The sequence below is a fragment of the Streptosporangium sp. NPDC050284 genome (assembly GCF_044459525.1).
Classification (GTDB): Bacteria; Actinomycetota; Actinomycetes; order Streptosporangiales; family Streptosporangiaceae; genus Streptosporangium.
The window spans coordinates 360926-382412 of the sequence record NZ_JBITIZ010000001.1; the positions used below are offsets into that span (position 1 = coordinate 360926).

Annotated in this window: 18 protein-coding genes; 6 read left to right on the forward strand and 12 right to left on the reverse strand. The window is 68.9% G+C overall.

The window, feature by feature from the left end; translation table 11 throughout:
• Nucleotides 1-6 precede the first annotated feature (6 nt).
• The 4 genes from ACIBH4_RS01605 to ACIBH4_RS01620 form a co-directional block, all read right to left on the reverse strand.
• A complete protein-coding gene (locus tag ACIBH4_RS01605) occupies nt 7-738 on the reverse strand; it encodes an HAD family hydrolase (protein WP_362508342.1) in 732 nt (243 codons plus the stop codon).
• A gap of 185 nt (nt 739-923) precedes the next feature.
• Nucleotides 924-1322, reverse strand: a complete 399-nt coding sequence (locus ACIBH4_RS01610) for a hypothetical protein (RefSeq protein ID WP_362508339.1) — start codon at nt 1320-1322, stop codon at nt 924-926.
• 55 nt (nt 1323-1377) lie between these two features.
• Nucleotides 1378-2241, reverse strand: a complete 864-nt coding sequence (locus tag ACIBH4_RS01615) for a methyltransferase domain-containing protein (protein WP_362508336.1) — start codon at nt 2239-2241, stop codon at nt 1378-1380.
• Nucleotides 2238-2534, reverse strand: a complete 297-nt coding sequence (locus ACIBH4_RS01620; RefSeq protein WP_362508333.1) for a hypothetical protein — start codon at nt 2532-2534, stop codon at nt 2238-2240. The genes ACIBH4_RS01615 and ACIBH4_RS01620 overlap by 4 nt, the downstream gene beginning before the upstream one ends.
• Nucleotides 2535-2592: 58 nt before the next feature.
• On the opposite strand from ACIBH4_RS01620, the gene ACIBH4_RS01625 reads away from it, so the two are divergent.
• The 5 genes from ACIBH4_RS01625 to ACIBH4_RS01645 all read left to right on the forward strand — a co-directional run bounded on the left by ACIBH4_RS01625 (nt 2593) and on the right by ACIBH4_RS01645 (nt 8026).
• Complete coding sequence (locus tag ACIBH4_RS01625) at nt 2593-3228, forward strand: TetR/AcrR family transcriptional regulator (RefSeq protein ID WP_362508330.1); 636 nt, start codon at nt 2593-2595, stop codon at nt 3226-3228.
• Between the two features lie 313 nt (nt 3229-3541).
• Complete coding sequence (locus ACIBH4_RS01630) at nt 3542-4741, forward strand: PQQ-dependent sugar dehydrogenase (RefSeq protein ID WP_362766067.1); 1200 nt, start codon at nt 3542-3544, stop codon at nt 4739-4741.
• A 309-nt stretch (nt 4742-5050) separates the two neighbouring features.
• Nucleotides 5051-5446 carry a hypothetical protein gene (locus ACIBH4_RS01635; RefSeq protein WP_362508325.1) on the forward strand — a complete coding sequence of 132 codons (396 nt, stop codon included), beginning with the start codon at nt 5051-5053 and terminating at the stop codon, nt 5444-5446.
• Nucleotides 5447-5468: 22 nt separating this feature from the next.
• A complete protein-coding gene (locus ACIBH4_RS01640; protein ID WP_362766064.1) occupies nt 5469-7196 on the forward strand; it encodes a DUF4012 domain-containing protein in 1728 nt (575 codons plus the stop codon).
• A 137-nt stretch (nt 7197-7333) separates the two neighbouring features.
• On the forward strand, nt 7334-8026 hold the full coding sequence (locus tag ACIBH4_RS01645) for a hypothetical protein (protein WP_362766061.1): 693 nt from the start codon (nt 7334-7336) through the stop codon (nt 8024-8026).
• On the opposite strand, the gene ACIBH4_RS01650 is transcribed toward ACIBH4_RS01645, so the two are convergent.
• The 8 genes from ACIBH4_RS01650 to ACIBH4_RS01685 all read right to left on the reverse strand — a co-directional run bounded on the left by ACIBH4_RS01650 (nt 8004) and on the right by ACIBH4_RS01685 (nt 17392).
• Nucleotides 8004-9374 (reverse strand): polysaccharide biosynthesis tyrosine autokinase, encoded by a 1371-nt coding sequence (locus ACIBH4_RS01650; RefSeq protein WP_362508317.1) that lies wholly within the window; start codon nt 9372-9374, stop codon nt 8004-8006. The genes ACIBH4_RS01645 and ACIBH4_RS01650 overlap by 23 nt on opposite strands.
• Before the next feature lie 4 nt (nt 9375-9378).
• Entirely contained in the window at nt 9379-10416 is a 1038-nt protein-coding gene (locus ACIBH4_RS01655; protein ID WP_362508314.1) for an MraY family glycosyltransferase, read from the reverse strand.
• The gene (locus tag ACIBH4_RS01660) at nt 10413-11402 is read right to left on the reverse strand and encodes an NAD-dependent epimerase/dehydratase family protein (RefSeq protein ID WP_362508311.1); all 990 of its coding nucleotides are present in this window, start codon (nt 11400-11402) and stop codon (nt 10413-10415) included. Before ACIBH4_RS01660 ends, ACIBH4_RS01655 begins: the two co-directional genes overlap by 4 nt.
• 59 nt (nt 11403-11461) lie before the next feature.
• The gene (locus ACIBH4_RS01665) at nt 11462-12427 is read right to left on the reverse strand and encodes an NAD-dependent epimerase/dehydratase family protein (RefSeq protein ID WP_362508308.1); all 966 of its coding nucleotides are present in this window, start codon (nt 12425-12427) and stop codon (nt 11462-11464) included.
• Entirely contained in the window at nt 12424-13605 is a 1182-nt protein-coding gene (locus tag ACIBH4_RS01670) for a glycosyltransferase (RefSeq protein ID WP_362508306.1), read from the reverse strand. The genes ACIBH4_RS01665 and ACIBH4_RS01670 overlap by 4 nt, the downstream gene beginning before the upstream one ends.
• Before the next feature lie 251 nt (nt 13606-13856).
• Nucleotides 13857-15188 carry a hypothetical protein gene (locus tag ACIBH4_RS01675; protein ID WP_362766058.1) on the reverse strand — a complete coding sequence of 444 codons (1332 nt, stop codon included), beginning with the start codon at nt 15186-15188 and terminating at the stop codon, nt 13857-13859.
• A gap of 3 nt (nt 15189-15191) precedes the next feature.
• Nucleotides 15192-16280, reverse strand: coding sequence for a glycosyltransferase (locus ACIBH4_RS01680; protein ID WP_362766055.1), 1089 nt, complete (start codon nt 16278-16280; stop codon nt 15192-15194).
• Nucleotides 16277-17392 carry a glycosyltransferase family 4 protein gene (locus tag ACIBH4_RS01685; RefSeq protein WP_362766052.1) on the reverse strand — a complete coding sequence of 372 codons (1116 nt, stop codon included), beginning with the start codon at nt 17390-17392 and terminating at the stop codon, nt 16277-16279. Before ACIBH4_RS01685 ends, ACIBH4_RS01680 begins: the two co-directional genes overlap by 4 nt.
• A gap of 383 nt (nt 17393-17775) precedes the next feature.
• On the opposite strand from ACIBH4_RS01685, the gene ACIBH4_RS01690 reads away from it, so the two are divergent.
• Nucleotides 17776-21486, forward strand: a complete 3711-nt coding sequence (locus ACIBH4_RS01690; RefSeq protein WP_362766050.1) for a DUF4082 domain-containing protein — start codon at nt 17776-17778, stop codon at nt 21484-21486.
• The last annotated feature ends 1 nt before the right edge of the window (nt 21487 follow it).

Sequence of the window (21487 nt, forward strand, 5' to 3'; positions counted from 1 at the left end):
AGCCGGTCAGGCGTTCGTGCGTGACAGGCGGTCGGGGAGGTCGGTGAGCCGTTCGATGCGGAGCACCGTCTCGTCTGCCGTCGGCGATGGTCCGCCGGTGACGAAGTCGACGCCGCGGTCCAGCCAGATGCCGGTGAGCCCGGCGAGGGCGGCTGCGTTCACATCGCTTTCCAGCATGTCGCCCACGTTGACCGCCTGCGCGGGGTCCGTCCGCATCCACCGGCAGGCGGTGACGTAGGCGACAGGCTTGGCCGCACCGAGCTCGGTCGGGGTCAGGACGGCTTCGAAGTATTCGACGAGGCCAAAGCGGGCGAGTTTGGCGCGCTGCTGCTCGGGATCCCCGTTGGTGAGGACGGCCAGACGCGGTCCTCGGGGAAGCTGTTTCAGGGTCTCCAGGCAGGGCTGGACATCGGGATAGCTCTGCCAGGACTCCTCGAATACGGTGAGGTAGCGCTCGGTGATCCAGGCGTCCAGAAGGCCGGGACTTTCAGGAACCGGCTCGCCGAGCATAGGCAGGAAGGAACGGAGCCTGCGTCGGTGGTGTTCAGCGAAGGAGCACTGACCGGCCAGGTATTCCCGCATGTGGCGTGCCTCCAGCGTCCACCACAACGTCACCAGCTCCTCCGGCGGAGCCGTCGCGTTCGGCGCGGACTGGACGATCTCGCCGATCGTTTCCAAGACCGCGCTTCGATGATCGACCAGGGTGCCGTCCAGATCGAAGAAAATCACACCTGCCATAAAATGATCATCTCGTGGTGCCGGTTCCTGACGCCAGAAGGCAGGTATCGCGATCTTCCTTTCGGAATGGTTGTCCAGTCATATCCGGGTTCGGGCTCACCGTCACGAGGGAACGCCAGCGCGTCTGGCTCGGTGACCCCGCCGGACCGAGCTGGGACCTTCCGGCGTAGGCGATCCCCCGTGAGTCAGGGGAGGCACTTCATGCCGGTGATGCCGTTGGAGATTTCCGCATCCGATCGGGACTTCACCGAGATCCCGTTGATGTCCCCGGTGTACGCGACCTCGCCCGCGCGCTCGCACAGCTGCCGTGCGGCGCTGGTGTCGTCGTCGCCGAGCGTGGTCTCCACCACGACGAGGGTGCACTGGCCCACGACGGTGACCGAGGTGACGTCAGGGCTGTTCAGGTGGTTCTTGACCGTGTCCGCGGCCTGGTCGCAGGTGGCGCCGGAGGGTTCGGGCGCCTGTGTCGTCGCGCCGGTCGGTGGCGGAGCCGGATCGTCCGCATTGCCACCGCCGCAGCCGGACAGGAGCAGCGCGCCGCCCAGCATCGTCGCCGTCAGAAGCGACTTCGTTCTTCCTGTCAACACATTGACGCCGTTCTGAAAGGTTGATGGTCGTCGAGGTTCGGCCGGTGTGGCTTCACGGTGCCCGCAGTGCTGTGATGAGCCAGATGCCGGCCGGGATCCGGTATCCGCCGGGTTGTTCGCGGAACCGCTCAAGCAGTCTGGCCGTCGCCGCGCGCGCGGCCGCCTGCTTTTCGGCGGAGGTGGAGCGGTAGGCGGCGCCGGCGGGGCCGATCTCGATGAGCCACTCGGCCACCGGTTCGGGTTCGTCGGGTGTGGACATCACCACATCGTGTGGCGCGAAATCGATCTCGGTGAAACCGGCGGTGGCGAGAATCCGGGTGGCGCGGGCCGGTTCGGCGAAGGAGAACGGGCCGGGTTCGTCGCCTATCGGCAGCGGCGGTAGCGAGCCCACGTGCGGTGCGGTGCCGAGTACCGCGAGCGTCAGCCACGGGTTGGCGCCGCCGTCGCGGAATACGGTCGCGGCCAACCGGCCGCCGGGGCGCAGCGCCCGGCGGATCGTGGTGCAGCCGGCCACCGGGTCTGCCAGCAGCATCAACGTCATGCGGGAGAAAGCGGCGTCGAACGGTGCTCCCGGGATGTGCGCAACGGTCTCGATGTCGGCGGTCACGAAGTTCAGGCCCGGATGCCGATCCACGGGAAAGCGCGCCGAGGCGGCGCGCACCATCGACTCCGCGAGGTCCACGCCGACGGCCGTGCCCGCCGGGCCGACGGCGAGCGCCACCTCGGCGGTGGTGCCGCCACATCCGCACCCGACGTCAAGGACGCTCTCCCCGGGGCGGGGCGCGAGCCGGTCCATCGCCACGGCGCCGAGCGGTTTGCCGTACTCGTCCTGACGCCGCGCATGGCGGACCCATCCCGGCGCGGCCTGCGTCCAGAACGCGACGTTGCGGGCGCGTAGCGTGCCGACATCGCTCAACAGAACGGCATTTCGGTGCCGTCGACCGTCATGGATCTGAATCCGGAGCTCTTGCCGGCGTCGAACCCTTCCGCCTGAGCGGCCAGCCCCGCCGCCCGCATCAGCCGCTCCGACTGAAAGCGCCGGAACGCCGCCTCGTCCTGCCAGATGTTGATGATCCGCCAGCCGCCCTCGACCGGCCCCGCCACGTGGGCGAGCAGGCCCGGCGGGCGGTCCGGGCCGAGATGCTGCTCGACCAGGCGATATTCCGACTCGCTGACACCGGGCATCTCCTGGAGCACACCGAATGGCATATGATCACATCCTTTGAATAAAGTTCAACTCTATCCAATAGAGCACTACAGTGAGGCGATGGTTGTCAAGAGGCGGTACGAGTCGAAGCGGCGGCAGGAGCAGGCACGCCAGACCAGGCGCGCGATCCTGGACGCGGCCGGCCGGCTGTTCGTTCGGTCGGGCTACGCCGCCACCACGCTGGCCGCCGTCGCCGCCGAGGCGGGCGTCGCGGTTCAGACCGTCTACGCCGTGTTCGGCAGCAAACGGCAACTGCTGTCGCAGCTCGTCGACGTGTCCATCGCCGGCGACGACGAGCCCGTGGACATGCCCAGCCGGTCCTTCGTCGTCGAGATCCAGGCACTGACCGACCCGCGTGCCAAGCTGGCCCGCTATGCCCGGCACCTTTCCGAGGTCCACGCCAGGCACGCCGCCATAATGATCATCCTGGCCGGTGCGGCCACCGCCGACTCCGACGCCGCCGAGATCTGGCGCAAGAACGTCGAGGAACGCCGCCGCGGCATGACCATGTTCGCCGCCGAGCTGGTCGAGACCGGTGCCGTGCGCGCCGGCCACGACGCCGACAGCGTCGCCGACGTGCTCTGGCTCGCCATGGACTTCCGCAACTACGACTGGCTGGTCCGCGAACGCGGCTGGCCGGTGCAACGCTTCGAACGCTGGTACGTCGACACGGTCGCCGGCGCGGTGTTCGACTGAGTCCTGTCGTCCGGCTCCGCAGCCAGCTGTCCGCCAGATGCCATCTCACCGGGCGAGCGCGCGGGGTGAAAGCCTCCGGCCGGGTGTTTTCACCGTCTTGAGCCATCGTGGAGGTGGACGCCATCCACAAGCACCGTGATCTCTCCGCCCAGCGGACAGTGGGGAAGGCGGCCCGGAAGAATGGACGGACGTGGATGGGGGAGGGCCAGAGGTGCGGGAATCGCCAGGTGTGGCCGGAACCTTTGCGGCGGCCGGTGCGTAGACCCGTACAGACGATCATCTGAGCAGGCGAAGAACACAGGAGGCTGAAACCGTGCCGATCTCCCGCCGGACAGGACTGGGCCTGGCCCTGCTGAGTGCGGCGCTGGTCGCCTGCTCCTCCACCGGGACCACCGGGACCACCGGGTCCGCCGACTCCGCGTCCGTCCCACCCGCCACCTCGCCCGCCGCCACGACCTCCCAGACGCAATCCGCGGGACAGGCGGCCCCGAAGGTCCGCTTCACCGAGTTCGCCCAGCTCGACATGCCGGTGGCGATGGCCCTGCGCAAGGACGACCAGACGCTCTACATCGCCGAGCAGACGGGACGGCTGCGCGCGGTGAAGGACGGGAAGGTCGCCGAGGCGCCCGTCGTCGACCTTTCCGGAGAGGTCAGCAAGGGCAACGAGCAGGGACTGCTCGGGGTGGCCTTCCATCCGGAGGGAGACTTCCTCTATCTCAACTGGACCGACCGCGAAGGGGCCACCCACATCACCGAATGGGCCTTCTCCGGCGGCAAGGCGACCGACCGCAGGGACGTGCTGACCCAGCGGCAGCCGTACGCCAACCACAACGGCGGGCAGCTCGCCTTCGGACCCGACGGATACCTCTACATCGCCCTCGGCGACGGCGGCAGCGGGGGAGACCCGCAGGGCAACGGCCAGAAACTGGACACCTGGCTCGGCAAGATCCTCAGGATCGACCCGCGCGGCACCCCGTACAAGGTTCCCGACGACAACCCGTTCGTCGGCAGGCAGGGCGCCAAGCCGGAGATCTGGTCGTACGGCCTGCGCAACCCCTGGCGGTTCACCTTCGACGCGAAGACCGGCGACATGTGGATCGGCGACGTCGGCCAGAACGCCTGGGAGGAGGTCGACTTCGAGCCGAAGGGCGAGGGGGGCCGCAACTACGGCTGGAACCTCAAGGAGGGCACCCATCCCTTCGACGAGGGTGGCGGCGACGCCGCCGACACGGTGGACCCGATCATCGAGTATCCGCTGCGCGAGGACGGCAACTGCTCGGTCATCGCCGGGTACGTCTACCGGGGCGAGAAGATCCCCGGCCTTGAGGGGCGATTCGTCTACGGCGACTTCTGCGCGGGCTGGGTCAAGGCCGCGCCCCCGGGAGGGGAGGGGAGCGGCGACGACCTCGGCACGGTGAAGCAGCTGTCGTCCTTCGGCCAGGGCCACGACGGCGAGCTGTACGCGCTCAGCCTGTCGGGACCCGTCTACCGCCTGGAGCCGGGCGCCGGTTAGAACCCGCCCTCCGGACGTTCACCTCGGGAGGGGCGGGTGAGTGATCCCGGCGCGACCTCCGGCTCCGCCCGCCGCGACGGGTGTCCAAAGGGGCGCCGCCGGAGGTCGTGTCGGCTCGTCACGGGGGGGAGAAAAGTAGGTGATTGTTCGGCAAGCGTGGCGAGGCGGCGCCTTCATTCCCGGCGATGGTGCATATAACGGATTCCGTGGACATGTGGCCCGAATTACGGGTGCTGTTTCCATAGCCTGAAATGCTGCCGCCGGGAGTTTAAAATGGTAAAAAATTATCTAATATCTATTGTTTTGGCGGTGAGCGCCGGGGCTGCGTTGCCCCTCGGCGCCTCCGCCGCGACCGTTCAGCCGACGCCGGCGGTCGAGGATGTGCTGTACCCGCCGGGTCCCAACGAGAGCGTCAACAGCATCAAGCAGGAGAGCGACAACGCCAACAACATCAATCTGAGGGACAGGGAGAACAACCACCAGAGGGACAGGGAGGGCAACGGCGGCTTCTCGGACGACTGCGAGGGGGACTGCTCCGACGGCTGCGGAGCAGAGGGCTGCCGGTCGTCGGACCCGGTGGCGGAACTGCCGTTCACGGGAACGCCCGTGGCGACGGTGGTCCTGCTCGGTGGTGGGCTGCTGGCCGCCGGAGTCGTGGTCACGCTGATCTCGGTACGGCGCCGCCGATCCGCCAGTGTCGAATAGGAGACGACGCCGAGTAGTCGTAGTGGGCCTGCCGGTCTCCGCAGCACTGGTGCTGGCGGGGGGCTGGTCGGCCCATCTCGGTATGCGCGTCCGCGACCATCTGGAGGCCACCGGGACCGCACTGGTCCGGCTGCGCGCGGTGGTGGGTGCGGGTGACCCGCACCCGGCGGTCACCGCGCTGGCCGAGGCCCGGTGGCACGCGGCCGAGGCCCGGCGGCTCACCGAAGGCCCGGAGTGGTGGACGATCGCCCACGCTCCGATCGTGGGGAACGCCGCGACGACCGTGCGCGGGCTCGCCGACGCCGCCGCGGAGCTGACCGACGTTCTCGCCGGCGTGCGGGAGGTCGCCGCCCCCCTCCTGATGAGCGGGTCGCGCTCCCTGGATGACCCGCGCCACCGGCTGGCCGCGCTCGACACCGCGGCACCGGTCCTGGACGACGGCGTCTCCCGCCTCGGGCGGGCGCTCTCACGCCTGGCGGCCACCCCCGGCGATACCGGCCTGGACCGGCTGGACGAGGCGCGCGGCACGGCACTGGCCGAGATCGGCCGGCTGCGCGGCCTGCTCGGTGACGCCGCGGACGTCGCCACCCTGCTGCCCCCGATGCTCGGTCGCGACGGCCCCCGCCACTACTTCCTGGCCTTCCAGACCAACGCCGAGGCCCGAGGCACCGGAGGGCTGGTCGGAGCCTTCGGCATTCTGAAGGCCGACCGCGGCAGGGTCGCCGTCGAACATCTCTCCGCCAACAAAGGGCTGGCCACGAGTCCCGTCCCCGTCGCCGAGCACGGCCCGGACTTCCTCGGACGTTATGGAACAGGTGCGACCAGGATGCTCTCCGTCTCGAACCTCTCCCCGCACTTTCCGTACGCCGCGGCCACCTGGACGGGGTTGTGGGAGCGGCAGGGCCGAAGGCGGCTGGACGGCGCCGTCGCCACCGACCCGGTGGGCCTCGCCCACCTGCTGAGGTTGATCGGGCCGGTCACCCTCCCCGGAGGAGGGAGGGTCACCGCGGAGAACGTCGTCGACCTCACCGAGCGGAAGGCCTACGCCCGCTACCCCGACCCCGCGGCGCGCAAGCGGTTCCTCATCGAGATCGCCGGTGCCGTCGGCGAGGCGCTGCCCGCTTCTCTCGCCGCCCCCGCCAGGCTGCTGCCCGTGCTGTCCGACATGGTGGGCGAGCGGCGGATCCAAATCTGGAGCCGCCGTGAGGCGGAGCAGCGGCGCCTGTCGGGCACACCGGTCAGCGGCGTGCTGCCGTCGCGGCCTGGACCTTTCGCGGGCCTGGTGGTCAACAACTCCGCCGGTGGCAAGCTCGACTACTACCTGGAGCGCGCCCTCGACTACGAGCTTGGCCCCTGCCGGGGCGGGCTGCGTTCCTCGACGGTGCGGATCGGGCTCACCAACGATGTCCCGCGGCGGACGCTGCCCTCCTACGTCACCGGACGGCTCGACGACCCGGGGCACCGCCACGTCCCCGGTTCCAACCTGCTCTGGGTGTCGCTGTACGGCGGACTCGGCGCGAGAATGACCGCGGCCCGCCTCGACGGCGACCGGGTGGCGGTCATCAGGGAGACCGAACGCTCCCACCCCGTCTACTCGGTCCTTCTGGAGTTCGCCCCCGGACAGTCCAGGACGCTGGAGTTCGACTTCACCGAACTCGCCTCCGGCGAGCCGCCGCGGGTCCCGGTGCAGCCGCTTGTTCGTCCCCAGCGGACTCGCGTCACCCAGGACCCGAGGGGTTGCCCACCCTGAGGCCGAACTTTCCGGTGGGGGCCGGGGGCGCCACCAGATGCGCTTCCGTGCCGTATCGCCTGTTCGTATCGGCAGAAAAGAGCAAAGAACCGCGCGTCACGGGCGGTTGCGCACGGGGGGCGATCTACTCTCGCGCCATGAAGGCTTCACCGCGGACCGGTGGGACCGCACAGGACACCGCGATCCCGGGGGAGAGCGTCCCGCCCGGGCACGAGGGCTGCGGGCAGCGCTGCTGGCGGGATGTCCGGGAGCCGCGGGACGGTGCCCGCTTTCGCATCCTCTTCGTGTGCACCGGCAATGTCTGCCGCTCCCCGCTGGCCGAGCGGCTGACCCGCTCGGCCCTCGGGCCGTGCCCGGCGGTCCAGGTGGTCAGCGCGGGCACCCGCGCCGAGCCGGGACGGGAGATGACCGAACGCGCCCGGCGGGTTCTGGTCCGGCTCGGCGGCGATCCCGCCGGCTTCGGCTCCCGTCCGCTCGTCCCCGACCTGGTGGCCGCCGCCGATCTCGTACTCACGGCCACCCGCGGGCACCGTGCGGAATCGGTGGCCATGCACCTCTCGGCGGTCACGCGGGCCTTCACCATCGCCGAGTTCGGCACGCTGGTGCGGGCCGTGCCGCCGGAGGAGATCACCCGTCACCGGGATCCCGTGCGGCGGGCCCGCGCGCTGGTCGACCAGGCGCGGGCGCTGCGCGGGCTGGTCCGGATCGACCGGTTCGACATCGCCGACCCCTACGGGCGCTCCCGGCTGGCCTACCGGGCGGTGGGACGGGACATCGCGAGGTCGCTCGCCGTCCCGTTCCGGCTGCTCACACACTCACCGGATTCTTGACCTCGGACTCGTAGCCGTACCCGCTGTTGTAGCCGTAGTGCGTACCGCTGCCGGCCGGGAAGAAGTTCAGGACGGTTCCCACCACGCGGGCGTTGATCGACGCCAGCAGTTCCGAGGCGCGGGCCATGTGCTCCCGGCGGGTCTTGCCGTACCGGGCGACGAGCAGCGCGCCGTCGCAGAGCGCGGTGATCGTCGCCGCGTCGGTGACGGGCAGCAGCGGCGGCGCGTCGATGATCACCATGTCGTACGTTCCGGTGAGCTGGGCGAGCACCTCACGCATTCCGTTCGAGCCGAGCAGCTCACTCGGGTTCGGTGGAATCTGACCGCTCGGCAGGACGGACAGGCCGGCATCGCCCCAGACCTGGATGACCTCGTTCAGGCGCGCCTTGTCGATCAGCACGTCCGTCAGGCCCGTCGCCCCCTCGATACCGAGGTAGGAGGGAATGCTGGGGCGGCGCAGGTCGCCGTCGACCAGGACGACCCGCCAGCCCGCCTGGGCCAGCGTGATCGCGAGGTTGGCGGAGGTCGAGGACTTCCCCTCGCCGGGCAGGCAGCTGGTGACCACGAGTGACTTCGGCTGCCGGTCGACACCGATGAACTGCAGGTTGGTCCGGAGTGCGCGGAACGCCTCGGATCGGGACGACCGGCCACGGTCGCGCAGGATCAGGGGGTGGTGCCGCGCGTCCCGCTCGTAGCCGATGACCCCGAGCACCGAGCTGCCCGACGCCTCCCGCAGTGCCTCGGGGGATGTGAGGGTCGTGTCCAGACGGTCACGGAGGATGATCACGGCCATGACGGCGAGCAGCGCGATCAGCACGGCGACCGCCAGGTTGACCAGTGGCCTGGGGCTGACCGGTTCCCGGGGGATGTCCGCCTTGTCCACTATCGTGATCTTGATGGTGGGGCGGCTGCCCGGAGTGGGCCGCTCGATCTGGTCGATCAGCTTCGAGAAGCGGTCTCCCAGGGCGTTGGCCAGCAGGGAGGCTCGCGCGGGGTCGGTGTCGGTGACCGTGGCACGCAGGAGCACGGTGCCGGGGACGGCCTCGGCGCTGATGTTCCCCTGGACGCGCGCGATGTCCTCGCCCTCGACGATCTGGCCGACCACCCGGCGGCTGGACAGCAGGTTGGCGTAGGACTGCACCCGCTGGGCCGACAGCATGCCCGCCTGGTAGGCGGTGGAGAGGCTGCCCTCCTTGTCGTGGCCCGACACCAGCATGGAGATCGTCGAGACGTATTTCGGCGGCATGTTCGCCGTGACGGCGAGTGCCGCGCCCACCGCCAGGATCAGTGAGAGGAGGATGATCAGCCAGTTCCTGCGCACCAGCCGTGCGTAGTAGAGCAGATCCACGGGATCAACGCCGCCTTTCGTGAGTTTTCTGAGGGATCTGGGAGGGCTGGGCCGACGGGCGGGCGTTCGTGTCCCGCAGCAGGCCGGCGAGAGTGACGGCGATCGCGCCCGCCACGACCATCGCGACGAGTGGTGACAGCTGGCCCGAGACCGTCGTCAGGCAGAGGGCACCGGTGAACGCCGTGATCGCGCCCAGCGTCGTGGCGACCGCACGGGTTCCCAGGCCCATACGGCGCAGCCGGTGCGACACGTGGTCGGTACCGCCCCGCAACGGCGGGCGGTTCGCCAGCAGGCGGGAGAGGAGGACCACACAGGTGTCGACGGTCGCCATGAACGTCGGCAGGAACAGTCCGGCGATCACCGCGTCCGGGGACCGTCCCATGACCAGGACGGTCGCCGAGCAGGCCACCGTGAATCCGAGGAACAGCGACCCGGAGTCTCCCATGAACATTCTCGCGGGCGCCCAGTTGTGCGGCAGGAAGCCCAGGCACGCGCAGGCGAGCGCGCACAGGAGCACCGCGAGCGAGGTGTGGCCCTGGAGCAGGGCCGTGGCCGCGAGGAGGCCGGCGGTCACGGTGGTGACGGTTCCCAGCGCGCCGTCCATGTTGTCCAGCAGGTTGAAGGAGTTCGTCATCACGATGATCCACACCACGGTGAGGACGCTGTCCAGCCACGTCCCGGTGACGGTCGCCTGGACGCCGGAGAACACCACCCCGATCGCCACCGCGGTCTCCACGATCAACCTGGTGGCCGCGGGCAGGGGGGTGATGTCGTCGATCAGGCCGAGGAGGGACACCGTGGCGGCGGCGAGAAGGATCGCGATGATCTGCAGATCGGCGAAGCCGAGCGCGATCACGGTGGGCACGACCGTGCCCACCGTGATCGCGACACCGCCGAGGTACGGGGTCGGGCGGGTGTGGGCTTTGTGCCCGCCGGGGCGGTCGGTGAGATCCCACCGCAGCGCCAGGCGCCTCAGTGGCACGGCGGCCGTCACACTGAGCAGGCAGGCCGCTCCCGCGATGAGGGCGATCGTCCCGCTCACCGCGGGATCGCCGCGGGATCGCCGGAGGCCTCTCTGATGATCTCGGTGAGGATCTGGTCGAGAGAGCGCCGCGGAGTCCAGCCGGTGAGCGCGCGGAGCTTCGCGGTATCCGGAACCCTGCGGGTCATGTCCTCGAACCCCTGCTCGTAGGCCTGGGAGTAGGGGATGAGATCGACCCCGGAGGTGGACCCGGTGAACTCGATGATGAGTTTCGCCAGCTCCATGATGCTCACCTCGTCGCTGGAGCCGATGTTGAAGGTCTCACCGACGGCCCTGTCCTCGTCGAGCAACCGGAGCAGCGCGTCGACGATGTCCGAGACGTGTGCGAAGCAGCGGGTCTGGGTCCCGTCGCCGAAGACCGTCAGGGGCGTGGCCGACAGGGCCTGCCGGACGAGGCTCGGGATCACCATGCCGTAGGTCGGGCTCTGCCGCGGGCCCACGGTGTTGAACAGCCGGACGATGATCGTCGGCAGGCCGCGCTCCTTGTGATAGGCGTTGGCGAGGATCTCGTCGACGGCCTTGGCGGTGCTGTAGGCCCATCGGACCACCGCGGGGCTGCCGAGGATACGGTCGGCGTCCTCGCGCAGCGCGCCGGAGGAGTTCTTGCCGTAGATCTCGCTTGTGCTGGTGACCAGGATCTTCTTCCGGTATCGGTGCGCGGCCTCGATGACGATCTCCGAACCCCGGATGTTGGTCGTCAGCGACCGCAGCGGTTGCTCGACGATCAGCTTGACGCCGACCGCGGCCGCCAGGTGGACGACGACGTCGCACCGATGGACCAACTCGTCGACCATGAGTTCGTCCAGCACCGAACCGTGCACGAAACGCAGGCCCGGATGGGGGCGCAGGTTCTCCAGCCGTCCCGTCGAGAGGTTGTCCAGGGCGATGACGGAGTCACCGCGCGCGAGCAGCGCGTCGGCCAGATGCGATCCGATGAATCCGCTACCGCCTGTTATCAGATATTTGGTGCTTGATGTCGTGCTCACGGGGTTCTCCTCGTCACGTGCTTGGAGGGAGATCTCTGTTGGCGGGAGGAAGCGGTGGATCACGCGTAGCCGGCGACCTTCGCCCCGATGCCCGGGGCCTGGGTTCTCTCGAACCAGGCCACCGTCGTGCGGAGCCCGTCCTCAAGCGGGACGGGACACACGCCGGGGAACAGTTCGCGCAGCAGGCGGGGAGAGGCCTGGGATTGCCGGATGTCGCCCGGCCGGGGCGGCAGGCAGGTCTCCTCGACGGGGCGGCCGAGGATCTCGGCGAGGACGCCCATCAGGTGCCGGAGGGAGACGAGGGTCCCGAACGCCAGGTTCACCGGCTTCGTGCTGGTCATCCGGCGCGCGGCCGCGTCGGCGAGGACCTGGGTCACCGAGCCCACGTAGGTGAAGTCCCGCGACTGGAGGCCGTCGCCGTGCAGCGGGACCGGCTCGCCCCGCAGCGCGGCGGAGACGAACGCCGGGATCACGGCCGCGTACGCGTGCCCGGCGCTCTGCAGCGGGCCGTAGACGTTGAAGAAGCGGAACGGCAGGACCGGCAGGCCGTAGCTGTGCGCGTAGGCCAGTGCGTACGCCTCCGCGGCGAGCTTGCCGGCCCCGTACGGGCTGAGCGGTCTGGTGGGCAGGTCCTCGTGCTTGTGGGATTCGGGACTGTCGCCGTACACCGAGGACGAGGAGGCGAGGATCACGTGCGGTCTGCTCGCGCGGCACGCCTCCAGCACGTGCAGGGTGCCGGTCGCGTTGACGGCGTGCGAGGCCAGCGGGTCGGCCAGGGAGCGGGGCACCGACGGCCGGGCGGCGAGGTGGATCACGTGCGTGGCACCGGCCACCAGGTCCGTCAGCAGGTCTCGGTCCAGAATGCTGCCCGTCACCACCGTCGCCTCGACGCCGTCGAGATTGGTGAGATCCCCGCTGCTCAGATCGTCCAGCACCGTGATGTGCCCGACCTCGGGCCTGGCGGCCAGCACCCGGCACATGTGCGCGCCGATGAAACCGGCGCCGCCCGTCACCAGCACTCTCATCGTGTGTTCTCCTCCGCCACGAGCCGTCGGCCGGCCTTCCCGCACAGCGACCGGTAGAGGTGCTCGGTATCGGAGACGAGGCGATCCACGCCGAACGCGTATCGTGTCCACTCCTGGGCCGCCTCGCCCATCTGGCGGGCCAGGCTCGGGTCGCGGAGCAGACGGACGGTGTGCGCCGCCAGTTCGGCCGGGTCGGTCGACGCCAGCAGACCGGTGTGGCCGTCCCTGACGACCTCGGCGACGCTTCCCACCCGGGTGGAGACGACCGGCGTGCCCGCCATGCCGGCCTCGATGAGGGTGAGCGGGGTCCCCTCGTTGTCGGAGGTGAGCACGACCACGTCGGCGGCGGCGTAGACGGTCTCCACGTCCTTCCTCCAGCCGAGCAGGTGAAAGGAGTCGCGGACGGGCTCGACGTCCCGGGTGAACTGCCGCTCCAGGTCGCCGCCCCCGCATACGACGAAGCGGCAGCCGGGGATCTGCCTGGATACGGCGTCGGCCACGGCGAGGAACCGGTCGGGCCGCTTCACCGCGGTGAGGCGGCCCACGTACGCCACGACGGGCGCGTCCGGCGGCAGTCCCAGCGCGGCGCGTGCCGTCCCGCGGTCGGGGATCGGTTTCAGCCGGACACCGGGAGGGATCACCACGTACTGCGAGGGGCGCCCGATCCCGGCCCGGAGCAGATCGTCCCTGACCTGGGACCCCACCGTCACGAGCCGGTCCGACACGGAGGCCAGGAGCCGTTCCGACCGTACGTAGAGCTCGCGCCTGACCGGGGAGAAGTAGCCGTGCAGGAGATGCCCGTGGAAGACGTGCACCCGGGCCGAGCCGACGCCGGCCAGGCGGGCGGCCACCCTGCCCAGGGCGCCCGCCTTGGCCGTGCGGGTGTGGACGATGTGCGGACGGAACGCCCGCATGGCGCTGATCAGCCAGAAGAGCGCGCGGTAGTCGTCTCCGGGTCTGACCGACCGTCCGAGGCCGGGGACCCGCTGGACCCGTGTCTCCGTCCCGTGCAGCCGGAGGTGGTCGCACTCTTGGGCATCGACGTAGCCGGTGTAGAGGCGGTGGTCGAATTCCTTCGAGTCCAACCCCTCCGACAGCCCCGACACCTGCGTGGCGGGGCCGCCGACGTTCATTCGGGCGATGATTTCCATGACACGAATCCGGCCGTCCGGCTTCATGCGGGCTCCTCGGTGACAGGCCTGGTTCACGTTGGAGAAACTAGTTCGCCCTTTGAGTTGTTCGCCGACACCGTCACGGTGGTTGCGCGATGTTTTTCCTATTCCCTACCTAAGCATGATCTAGCTGGGTCGTCCCAAGTGTTCGCAGTCCGCCCGATGATCCCCATCGGGGCCGATGGCTTTGCGAGTGGCCGTGCTGGAAATATGGTGAATTAGCCTTGTTTATATATCCGTGTTTCGATGCCGACAGATCACTCGCGGTCTGGACAACCGAGGTCGGTGATGCGCCGCAACGACCCGATCCAAAAACACGTGCCGAGCGTGGCGACGGCGAGCGTTCCCCATGCGAAACAGAGCGACGCCTGGAACGGGCCCGAGGCGGTCCGGATGCCGGCGAGGAGCACGCCCAGGAGCATGCCCCCCTCCGCGAGGAGGTACGCGAGCCGCCGGCCGGGCCTGCCGAGGGCGAGGGGGAGCACGTTGGACCAGCAGACCGTTCCCTTCACGCAGGCGGCGCCCAGGAGCACCACGGCGACCACGCCGAGGTGGGCGTAGCCGGGGCCGTAGGCCATGCCGATGACGGCGTCGGTCACCGGGAGCGCGACGGCGATGGTCACCGCTCCGGCCGCGGCGAGCAGCAGGGTGGTGCGCGTGATGTCCCGGATGATGGGCGCCCTTCCCGCTCCCGCCGTGGCACTCCGGATGATCCGGGGATAGAGCATCGCGGCCACCGGGATCGCCAGGTTGGCGTAGAAGCGGCCGGGGGCCGATGCGATCTTGAGGATGGTCACCAGGGTCGGTCCGCCCAGCAGGCCGGCCAGGGTGAGGATGCCCGAGTCGGAGATCCCGGCCACGCTGGTGCCCATGGATGTCTTCACGGTGAAGGCGACCATGCCCGAGGGCAGCCGGACCCGTGCGACGACCGGTCCCATTCGTGCGAGGAGCCCTCGGGTCGCCGACAGGTAGAACACCACCGCCATCACCAGCGCACCCGCGGCCTGCCCCCCCAGGTAGAGGAGAGGCCCGCCAAGGAACAACCCGCCAAGGGACAGCCCGAACGACAGGACCGCGCATCGCGTCCTGAGCGCGCCCAGAGCGCGCAGCCGGTCTGTCAGCGCGAAGGCCGCGCCCGCCGTGCCGTACGACGCCATGGACCCGCGTGTGACGATCGCGAGAGCGAACATGAGCGCGAACTCGTCCGACAGGGAACCCAGCAGGCGCGCGGCCAGCACCGCCACGAGGCCGACACAGGCCGCGGCCACGCCGATCGCCACGTCCCAGTGCATCAGGCGCATGAACAGCGAGGAGCCCTGCCCGCTCCGCTGCTGTTCGATGGGGACGAATCGCTGGGCGGCGTTCTCCAGGCAGGGATCGCACAGGAGGAACCAGACGGTCGCCACAGACTGGGCGAAGATGACCTGACCCGATGTCTCACTCCCCGTCAGGCGTACCAGGGCGATCAGGCTGAGAGTGGGAAGAACCGCCTCGCCAAGGCCGGCGGCGGTCAGCGATGTGAAGGTCCGCAGATGGCGCCCGCCAGGCGGGCGCATCCGGTGGACGGCACGTCCGAGAGTGGTGACCATGTCCTACGAGCAGACCTCGTCGTAGAGCCTGTCGAACCAGGCGGCCGCCCGGCTGATGTCCACGAGCTCCGCGCTTTCCCGCGTTCCTTCGCGAAGGCGCGCGTGGATCTCCGGTTGTGTCGCCCGCAGGATGCCCTCGGCGAGGGCGGCGGGGTCCCCCGGCTTGACGAGGAGGCCGTTCCTCTGGTCCTCGATCAGATGGGGCACTCCGCCCACGGCGGTGGACACGACGGGCACGCCCGCGGCGAGAGCCTCCATGACGACCACGGGCAACCCCTCGTAGGAGGAACTGAGCACGAGCAGATCGGAGGAGGCGATGAGCCGGCCGGCGTCGGGCACGTGACCGAGCAGACGCACGTTGCCCAGGCCGAGCGCCTCGACCCGGCGAGCCACCCGCGCGTGCAGGGGACCGGATCCGGCGAGCAGGAACAGGGGACGGGGGTCTCGCTCCCCGACCCTCGCCGCGGCTTCGACGAGTAGCTCGTGGTTCTTCTGCGCGTGGAAGTTGGCGACGTGCACGATCAGGAAGGTGTCCGGGGAGACGTTCCACTCTCGCCTCGTCTGTTCCGATCGAGCCGCCCAACGGCGCTGTTCAGCGACGTGGACGCCGTGCACGCGAACGGACAGGTTCCGCGAGCGCCTGCCGGTGCGAGCGCGGGCGACCTCCGGGGAGACGGCCACGGTCCGGATGTCCAGCCATCCCGTCGCCCGGTCGAGCAACATCGTCGGCAGGCGGTAGCGCACGTTGTGCACCGTCGAGACCAGGGCCGGGCGAGGACGCAACAGCTGGGACACGGGCCGCAGGAGCGACGCGGGAAGGGGGGAGTGGATGTTGAGAACGTCGGGTTCCAGCCTTCGCACCACGCACGCGAGGCGGGCCAGGCGGAGCCAGCGCGGGCACGCGGTGAGGTCGACGACCCGGATACCCGCCGATCGCAGCCGCCCGCTCAGCTCGTGGGTGGAGGCGCGCAGGCATACGACGGTGTAGCGCTTGCCCGTCGGGGGAGCGGAGAGCAGCCTCTCGACGAGCAGGACCTCCGCGCCGCCCACGTCCAGCGTCTTGATCACTTCACAGACGTGCAGGCCGCTCATGACGCGCTCACCGGGGCGAGGGACCGGTCGGCGATGAGCGTCTCATACCATTCCTCGATGCGGTCGCTCACCGTCCGCCAGTCGAGGTTCGACACGGCCCGCACACCGCGTTCGATCATCTGGAGGCACAGCGCCTCGTCGTCGAGGACCGATCGCAGGTGGGTCACCAGGTCCTCCACGGATCCCGACCGGAAGACGCGGTAGGCGGAGCTGTCCGCCACAGCCGTGCCGAGTGAGGCGTCGGACGAGACGATGACGGCGGTGCCCAGCGCGAGAGCCTCCAGGGGGGCGGTGGGAATGCCCTCCCCGATGGTGGGAAGCCGGTGGGAGGCGTGTACGACCACCTGGGCCCGGCTCACCAGCGAGTACACGTCCTCGGCGGGGAGGTGTCCGGCGAACTCGATTCCCGGGCCCGGCTGGGCGAGCCGCTCAAGCCGGGCTCGCTCGGGGCCGTCCCCGGCGATGATGAGGCGCACGCCGGGGCGGACGGCACGTAGCCGGTGGAAGGCCTGGATGGTCAGCGCGTGGTTCTTCACCGCGACCAGCGAGCCCACACTGACGATCAATCCCGGTTCGACTGGATGACTCTCCCGGAACCGGGCGAGGCGGTCGAGGTTCAGGCCGCTCGGTGCGACCCACATCCGCCGGTCCGGTACGCCGACCGCCAGCAGGTCCTCCTGCGGCCGGTCCCCGGACACGATGAATCCATCGGTGTGGCGGAAGGCCCACGGCATGATCCGCCGGTGACGCACAGTGAGAGCACCGTGGACGTGCAGCAGGAGGGGGATGCCGAGCCGCCGTGCGGCGGAGCCGAGACCGAGCGCCTCACGGTGGTCGCCGTGCGCGTGAACGATGTCGATTCGGTGCTCCCGGCGAAGCGCCCGCGCGCACTCCATGGCGAAGGCGATAACGTCCGACCTCCTGGAGACGGCGCGGCTGGCGCCGGTCCGTGCCAGGGGAAGTGTCCGGACGCCGTCCGGGACGTCTCCGCGCCGGTGGGCGACGACCACCTCGTGTCCCCGCAGCATCTGCTCATGAGTGAGGTGCTCGATGTAGCGCTCCTTCCCCCCTGGCTCGGGGGGGAGCCGGTACCCGATATGAAGGATCCTCATCCCTGTCCTCCTGACCGGCCTGCTGCTCCTCGGGTCGGCGTGCGGGCGGGAGCGGGCGACGTCGTGTTCATGAGCGCAAGCATGCTGACCTGAGCCTCCCGGGCGATTCCGGACGCAGGCTCTCGGCTGTTTCCTTGACAGTCCTTTGTTCGAGGATTAACGGCAACCGGGCTAATTGCCGTAGACCTCTCAAAGTTTGATTTAAATTCATATCAAAAATGATCTTTAAATGCGATATTAGAACGACTGTCTGCATTGTGGGTAAATCGCCGATATTCAAGCTTAATTTCTACTGAAGGGCGGCTGTGATTATCTTTCCCTCTGCCCGCGGCTCTGGCCCGGGCGGAGAGTTCGCCACAGGTAGTGCTACCGGGAGGTCACACATGTCAGGTGGTCCAGCTGATGTGAAGAAGGCCCGGCGATGGTCGCAGCCGCCCTCACCAGTCGTCCTCGGGGCAGGTCTCCTTGTCCTGATCGGCCTGCTCGGCGCGGGCTGGGCGCCGGTGCCCGATATCGGTGCCTCGCGGGAAGGGGACACCGCGTGGGACGTCGAGTTCCAGCGCCGCGAGGACGGAGGCGTACCGGCCGGTCCGGACGTCACTCCCAGTCCGGTGACTGGCATCGAGGCCGAGCGGCCCGCTCCCGTACCCGGTGCCGCCGCCGGACCGGAGCGGACACGGCCCGCCGGACACCGGGCCGCGGAGATCGAGGCGCCACCGCCGCCGGACGCTCGCCGAGGCCGCGCACTGGAGCGGAGGCTCGCTCGGCTCGGTCTGCGTGGCCACCCCGTGGAAGGCGCGGGGGAGGGGAAGTCCCGCTCCCGGTCGCTCCACGCGGACTGCCCGTTGACCTCTGTCATCTGTCTGGAGAACAGCCTGCCCGGCAACCCGTCCAGCGAATGGGACATACCGGGAGCCGGCAGCAGCAACATCCAGGGGTACGCGACCCAGATGAGCGTCGACAAGGGGGAGACCGTCCAGTTCAAGGTGGACACTACGGCGACCGCCTACCACGTGGACGTCTACCGCATCGGCTACTACGGCGGCATGGGCGCACGAAAGATCACAACGCTCACTCCCTCGGTCCCGCTGCCCCAGGCGCAGCCGCCCTGCCTCACGGATGCGGTGACCGCACTGGTCGACTGCGGGACCTGGGCGGTCTCGGCCTCGTGGGCCGTGCCGGCCGACGCCGTCTCGGGGGTCTACATCGCGAACCTGATCCGGGATGACGCGACACCCGGTGCCAGCCAGATGATATTCGTGATCCGGGACGACGAACGCGGGTCGGACCTGCTGCTGCAGACCTCCGACAGCACCTGGCAGGCGTACAACAAGTACGGTGGCAGCAGTCTCTACTCGGCGAGCGTTCCGGCGGGGCGGGCCTACAAGGTCAGTTACAACCGGCCGTTCATCACGCGCGTCTCCAGCTGCTGTGGCGGTTCGGTGGAGAGCTGGTTCTTCAACGCCGAATACCCCATGATCAGATGGATCGAGGCCAACGGCTACGACGTCAGCTACACCAGCAGTATCGACACCGCGATGCGCGGTCAGCAGATTCTCAACCACAGGGTCTTTCTCTCCGTCGGCCATGACGAGTACTGGTCCGACGACATGCGGGACAACGTCACGAACGCCCGGGACAACGGCGTCAACATAACCTTCTTCTCCGGGAACGAGGGGTTCTGGAAGGGGCGCTGGGAGCAGGCCCTGAGCGACGGGACCCCCTTCAGAACCTTCGTCTGCTACAAGGAGACGCTGGCGAACGCCAAGATCGACCCAAGCCCTCAGTGGACCGGATCGTGGCGTGATCCACGATTCTCCCCGCCCTCGAACGGCGGCAGGCCGGAGAACGCGCTGAACGGGACGTGGTTCAGGGTCAACGGCGTCTCCAACGACGCGATAACCGTGCCGGCCGACTTCAGCAAGATGCGAATCTGGCGCAACACCTCCGTGGCGAACCTCTCTCCCGGGCAGACGGCCGTCTTCCCCACAGGGACGCTCGGCTATGAATGGGATGTGTCGCCCAGCAACGGGTCCGAACCGCCGGGCGTGGCCAGGTATTCAAGCACGATCATGAACCTCGTCTCCAAATACCTGCTCGACTACGGCAGTACGTACGGTCTCGGCACCGCGAACCACAACCTGACGCTCTACCGGGCCTCCAGCGGTGCGCTCGTCTTCGGCGCGGGGACCGTCCAGTGGTCGTGGGGGCTGGACGCCAACCACGATCGAGCGGGCCCCCCCGCCGACATCCGGATGCAGCAGGCGACGGTCAACCTCCTCGCCGACATGCACTCCCAGCCCGCCAGCCTCCAGCCGGGGCTGGTCCCGGCCACCGCGTCGACGGACACCAGCCCTCCCACGTCGACGATCACGAGCCCGTCGAACGGAGTCACCCTGCCCGAGCTGACGACCGTCGTGATCAAAGGAACGGCGGCCGACACCGGGGGCGGCGTCGTGGCCGGAATCGAGGTCTCGATCGACGGCGGTAACCGGTGGTTTCCGGCGACGGGCCGGGAGAACTGGCAGTACCGCTGGACGCCCCAGACCACGGGAACCACGACGATCGCGGTTCGGGCGGTCGACGACATCGGCAACCTCCAGGTGATCCCGACCACGATCACCGTCACCGTCAACACGTCGTGTAACGCCTGCACCATCTGGCCGCCCAGTGCCGTGCCCGCCGTCAACTCGGCCAACGACCCCGTTCCGGTCGAGCTCGGGGTGCAGTTCCAGACCACGACAGCGGGCATCATCAGGGGCGTCAGGTTCTACAAGGGCGTGCTCAACACGGGAACGCACACCGGGAACCTCTGGAGCGCGAGCGGGCAACTCCTGGCGAGAGCCACGTTCACCGGCGAGACGGGGAGCGGGTGGCAGCAGGTGGACTTCGACACGCCGGTCGCGGTGACCGCCGGCACGACGTATGTCGCCTCGTATCACACGACATCCGGGAACTACTCGACAACGGTTCCCTACTTCACCACGCAGTACACGAACGGCCCGTTCGTGGTGCCGGCCAGCAGCGTGCAGATCGGTAACGGCGTCTACACCTACAGCGCGACGAGCACCTTCCCGACCCGTACCTACCGGGCCAGCAACTACTGGGTCGACGTGCTGTTCGTCCCGGTCAGGAGCCTGTGGGACGATCAGACGGTTCCGCAGGTCCCGTCGCAGAACGACCCCAAAGCCGTGACGGTCGGTGTCAAGTTCCAGGCGCTGACCGATGGCAACATCGAGGGCATCCGTTTCTACAAGGGCGCCAAGAACACCGGGACGCATGTCGGGGCCCTGTGGACGAGCGACGGGCAGTTGCTCGCCAGCGCGACCTTCACAGGCGAGACGGCGAGCGGGTGGCAACAGGTGCGCTTCGGCACCCCGGTCGCGGTGACCGCCCACGCGACGTACATCGCCTCGTACTTCACGAGCTCGGGGTTCTACTCGCTGACATCCTCGTACTTCACCCAGCCGTACACGAACGGCCCGCTTGTCGCGCTGGGCAACGGTGACGAGGGGGGCAACGGCGTCTACACCTACGGTGCGACGAGCACCTTCCCGACCAGCACCTACCAGGCGAGCAACTACTGGGTCGACGTGCTGTTCGTGCCGTTCACGAGCCTCTGGGAGAAGACGGCGACGCCCGCGGTCACCTCCCATCCCGACAATCAGCCCGTCACCGTCGGCGTCAAGTTCCAGGCGATGACGAGCGGCAGTATCAGGGGTGTCCGTTTCTACAAGGGCGTCAAGAACACCGGGGCGCATGTCGGGAGTCTGTGGACGAGTGACGGGAAGCTGCTCGCCAGCGCGACCTTCACCAACGAGACGGCGAGCGGGTGGCAGCAGGTGAACTTCAACACGCCCGTCCCGGTGACGGAGAACACAAAGTATGTGGTCTCTTACAACACTTTGTCTGGTAATTATTCGCTGACTCGACCGTATTTCAATGTGCAGTACACGAGCGAACCGCTCATCGCGCCGGCCAGCGGCGCGGTGGGAGGCAACGGCGTCTACACCTACGGCGCGGCGAATCTCTTCCCGGTCAGCACCTCCCAGGCCAGCAACTACTGGGTCGACGTGGTGTTCGCCGTGGACTAGC

Excerpts from the sequence above, each read along its gene's own strand:
- ACIBH4_RS01690 (WP_362766050.1), top strand. The coding sequence starts at position 17,776 with ATGTCAGGTGGTCCAGCTGATGTGAAGAAGGCCCGGCGATGGTCGCAG.
- ACIBH4_RS01685 (WP_362766052.1), bottom strand. The coding sequence starts at position 17,392 with ATGAGGATCCTTCATATCGGGTACCGGCTCCCCCCCGAGCCAGGGGGG.
- ACIBH4_RS01620 (WP_362508333.1), bottom strand. The coding sequence starts at position 2,534 with ATGCCATTCGGTGTGCTCCAGGAGATGCCCGGTGTCAGCGAGTCGGAA.
- ACIBH4_RS01680 (WP_362766055.1), bottom strand. The coding sequence starts at position 16,280 with ATGAGCGGCCTGCACGTCTGTGAAGTGATCAAGACGCTGGACGTGGGC.
- ACIBH4_RS01670 (WP_362508306.1), bottom strand. The coding sequence starts at position 13,605 with ATGAAGCCGGACGGCCGGATTCGTGTCATGGAAATCATCGCCCGAATG.
- ACIBH4_RS01675 (WP_362766058.1), bottom strand. The coding sequence starts at position 15,188 with ATGGTCACCACTCTCGGACGTGCCGTCCACCGGATGCGCCCGCCTGGC.
- ACIBH4_RS01665 (WP_362508308.1), bottom strand. The coding sequence starts at position 12,427 with ATGAGAGTGCTGGTGACGGGCGGCGCCGGTTTCATCGGCGCGCACATG.
- ACIBH4_RS01645 (WP_362766061.1), top strand. The coding sequence starts at position 7,334 with ATGAAGGCTTCACCGCGGACCGGTGGGACCGCACAGGACACCGCGATC.
- ACIBH4_RS01625 (WP_362508330.1), top strand. The coding sequence starts at position 2,593 with ATGGTTGTCAAGAGGCGGTACGAGTCGAAGCGGCGGCAGGAGCAGGCA.
- ACIBH4_RS01605 (WP_362508342.1), bottom strand. The coding sequence starts at position 738 with ATGGCAGGTGTGATTTTCTTCGATCTGGACGGCACCCTGGTCGATCAT.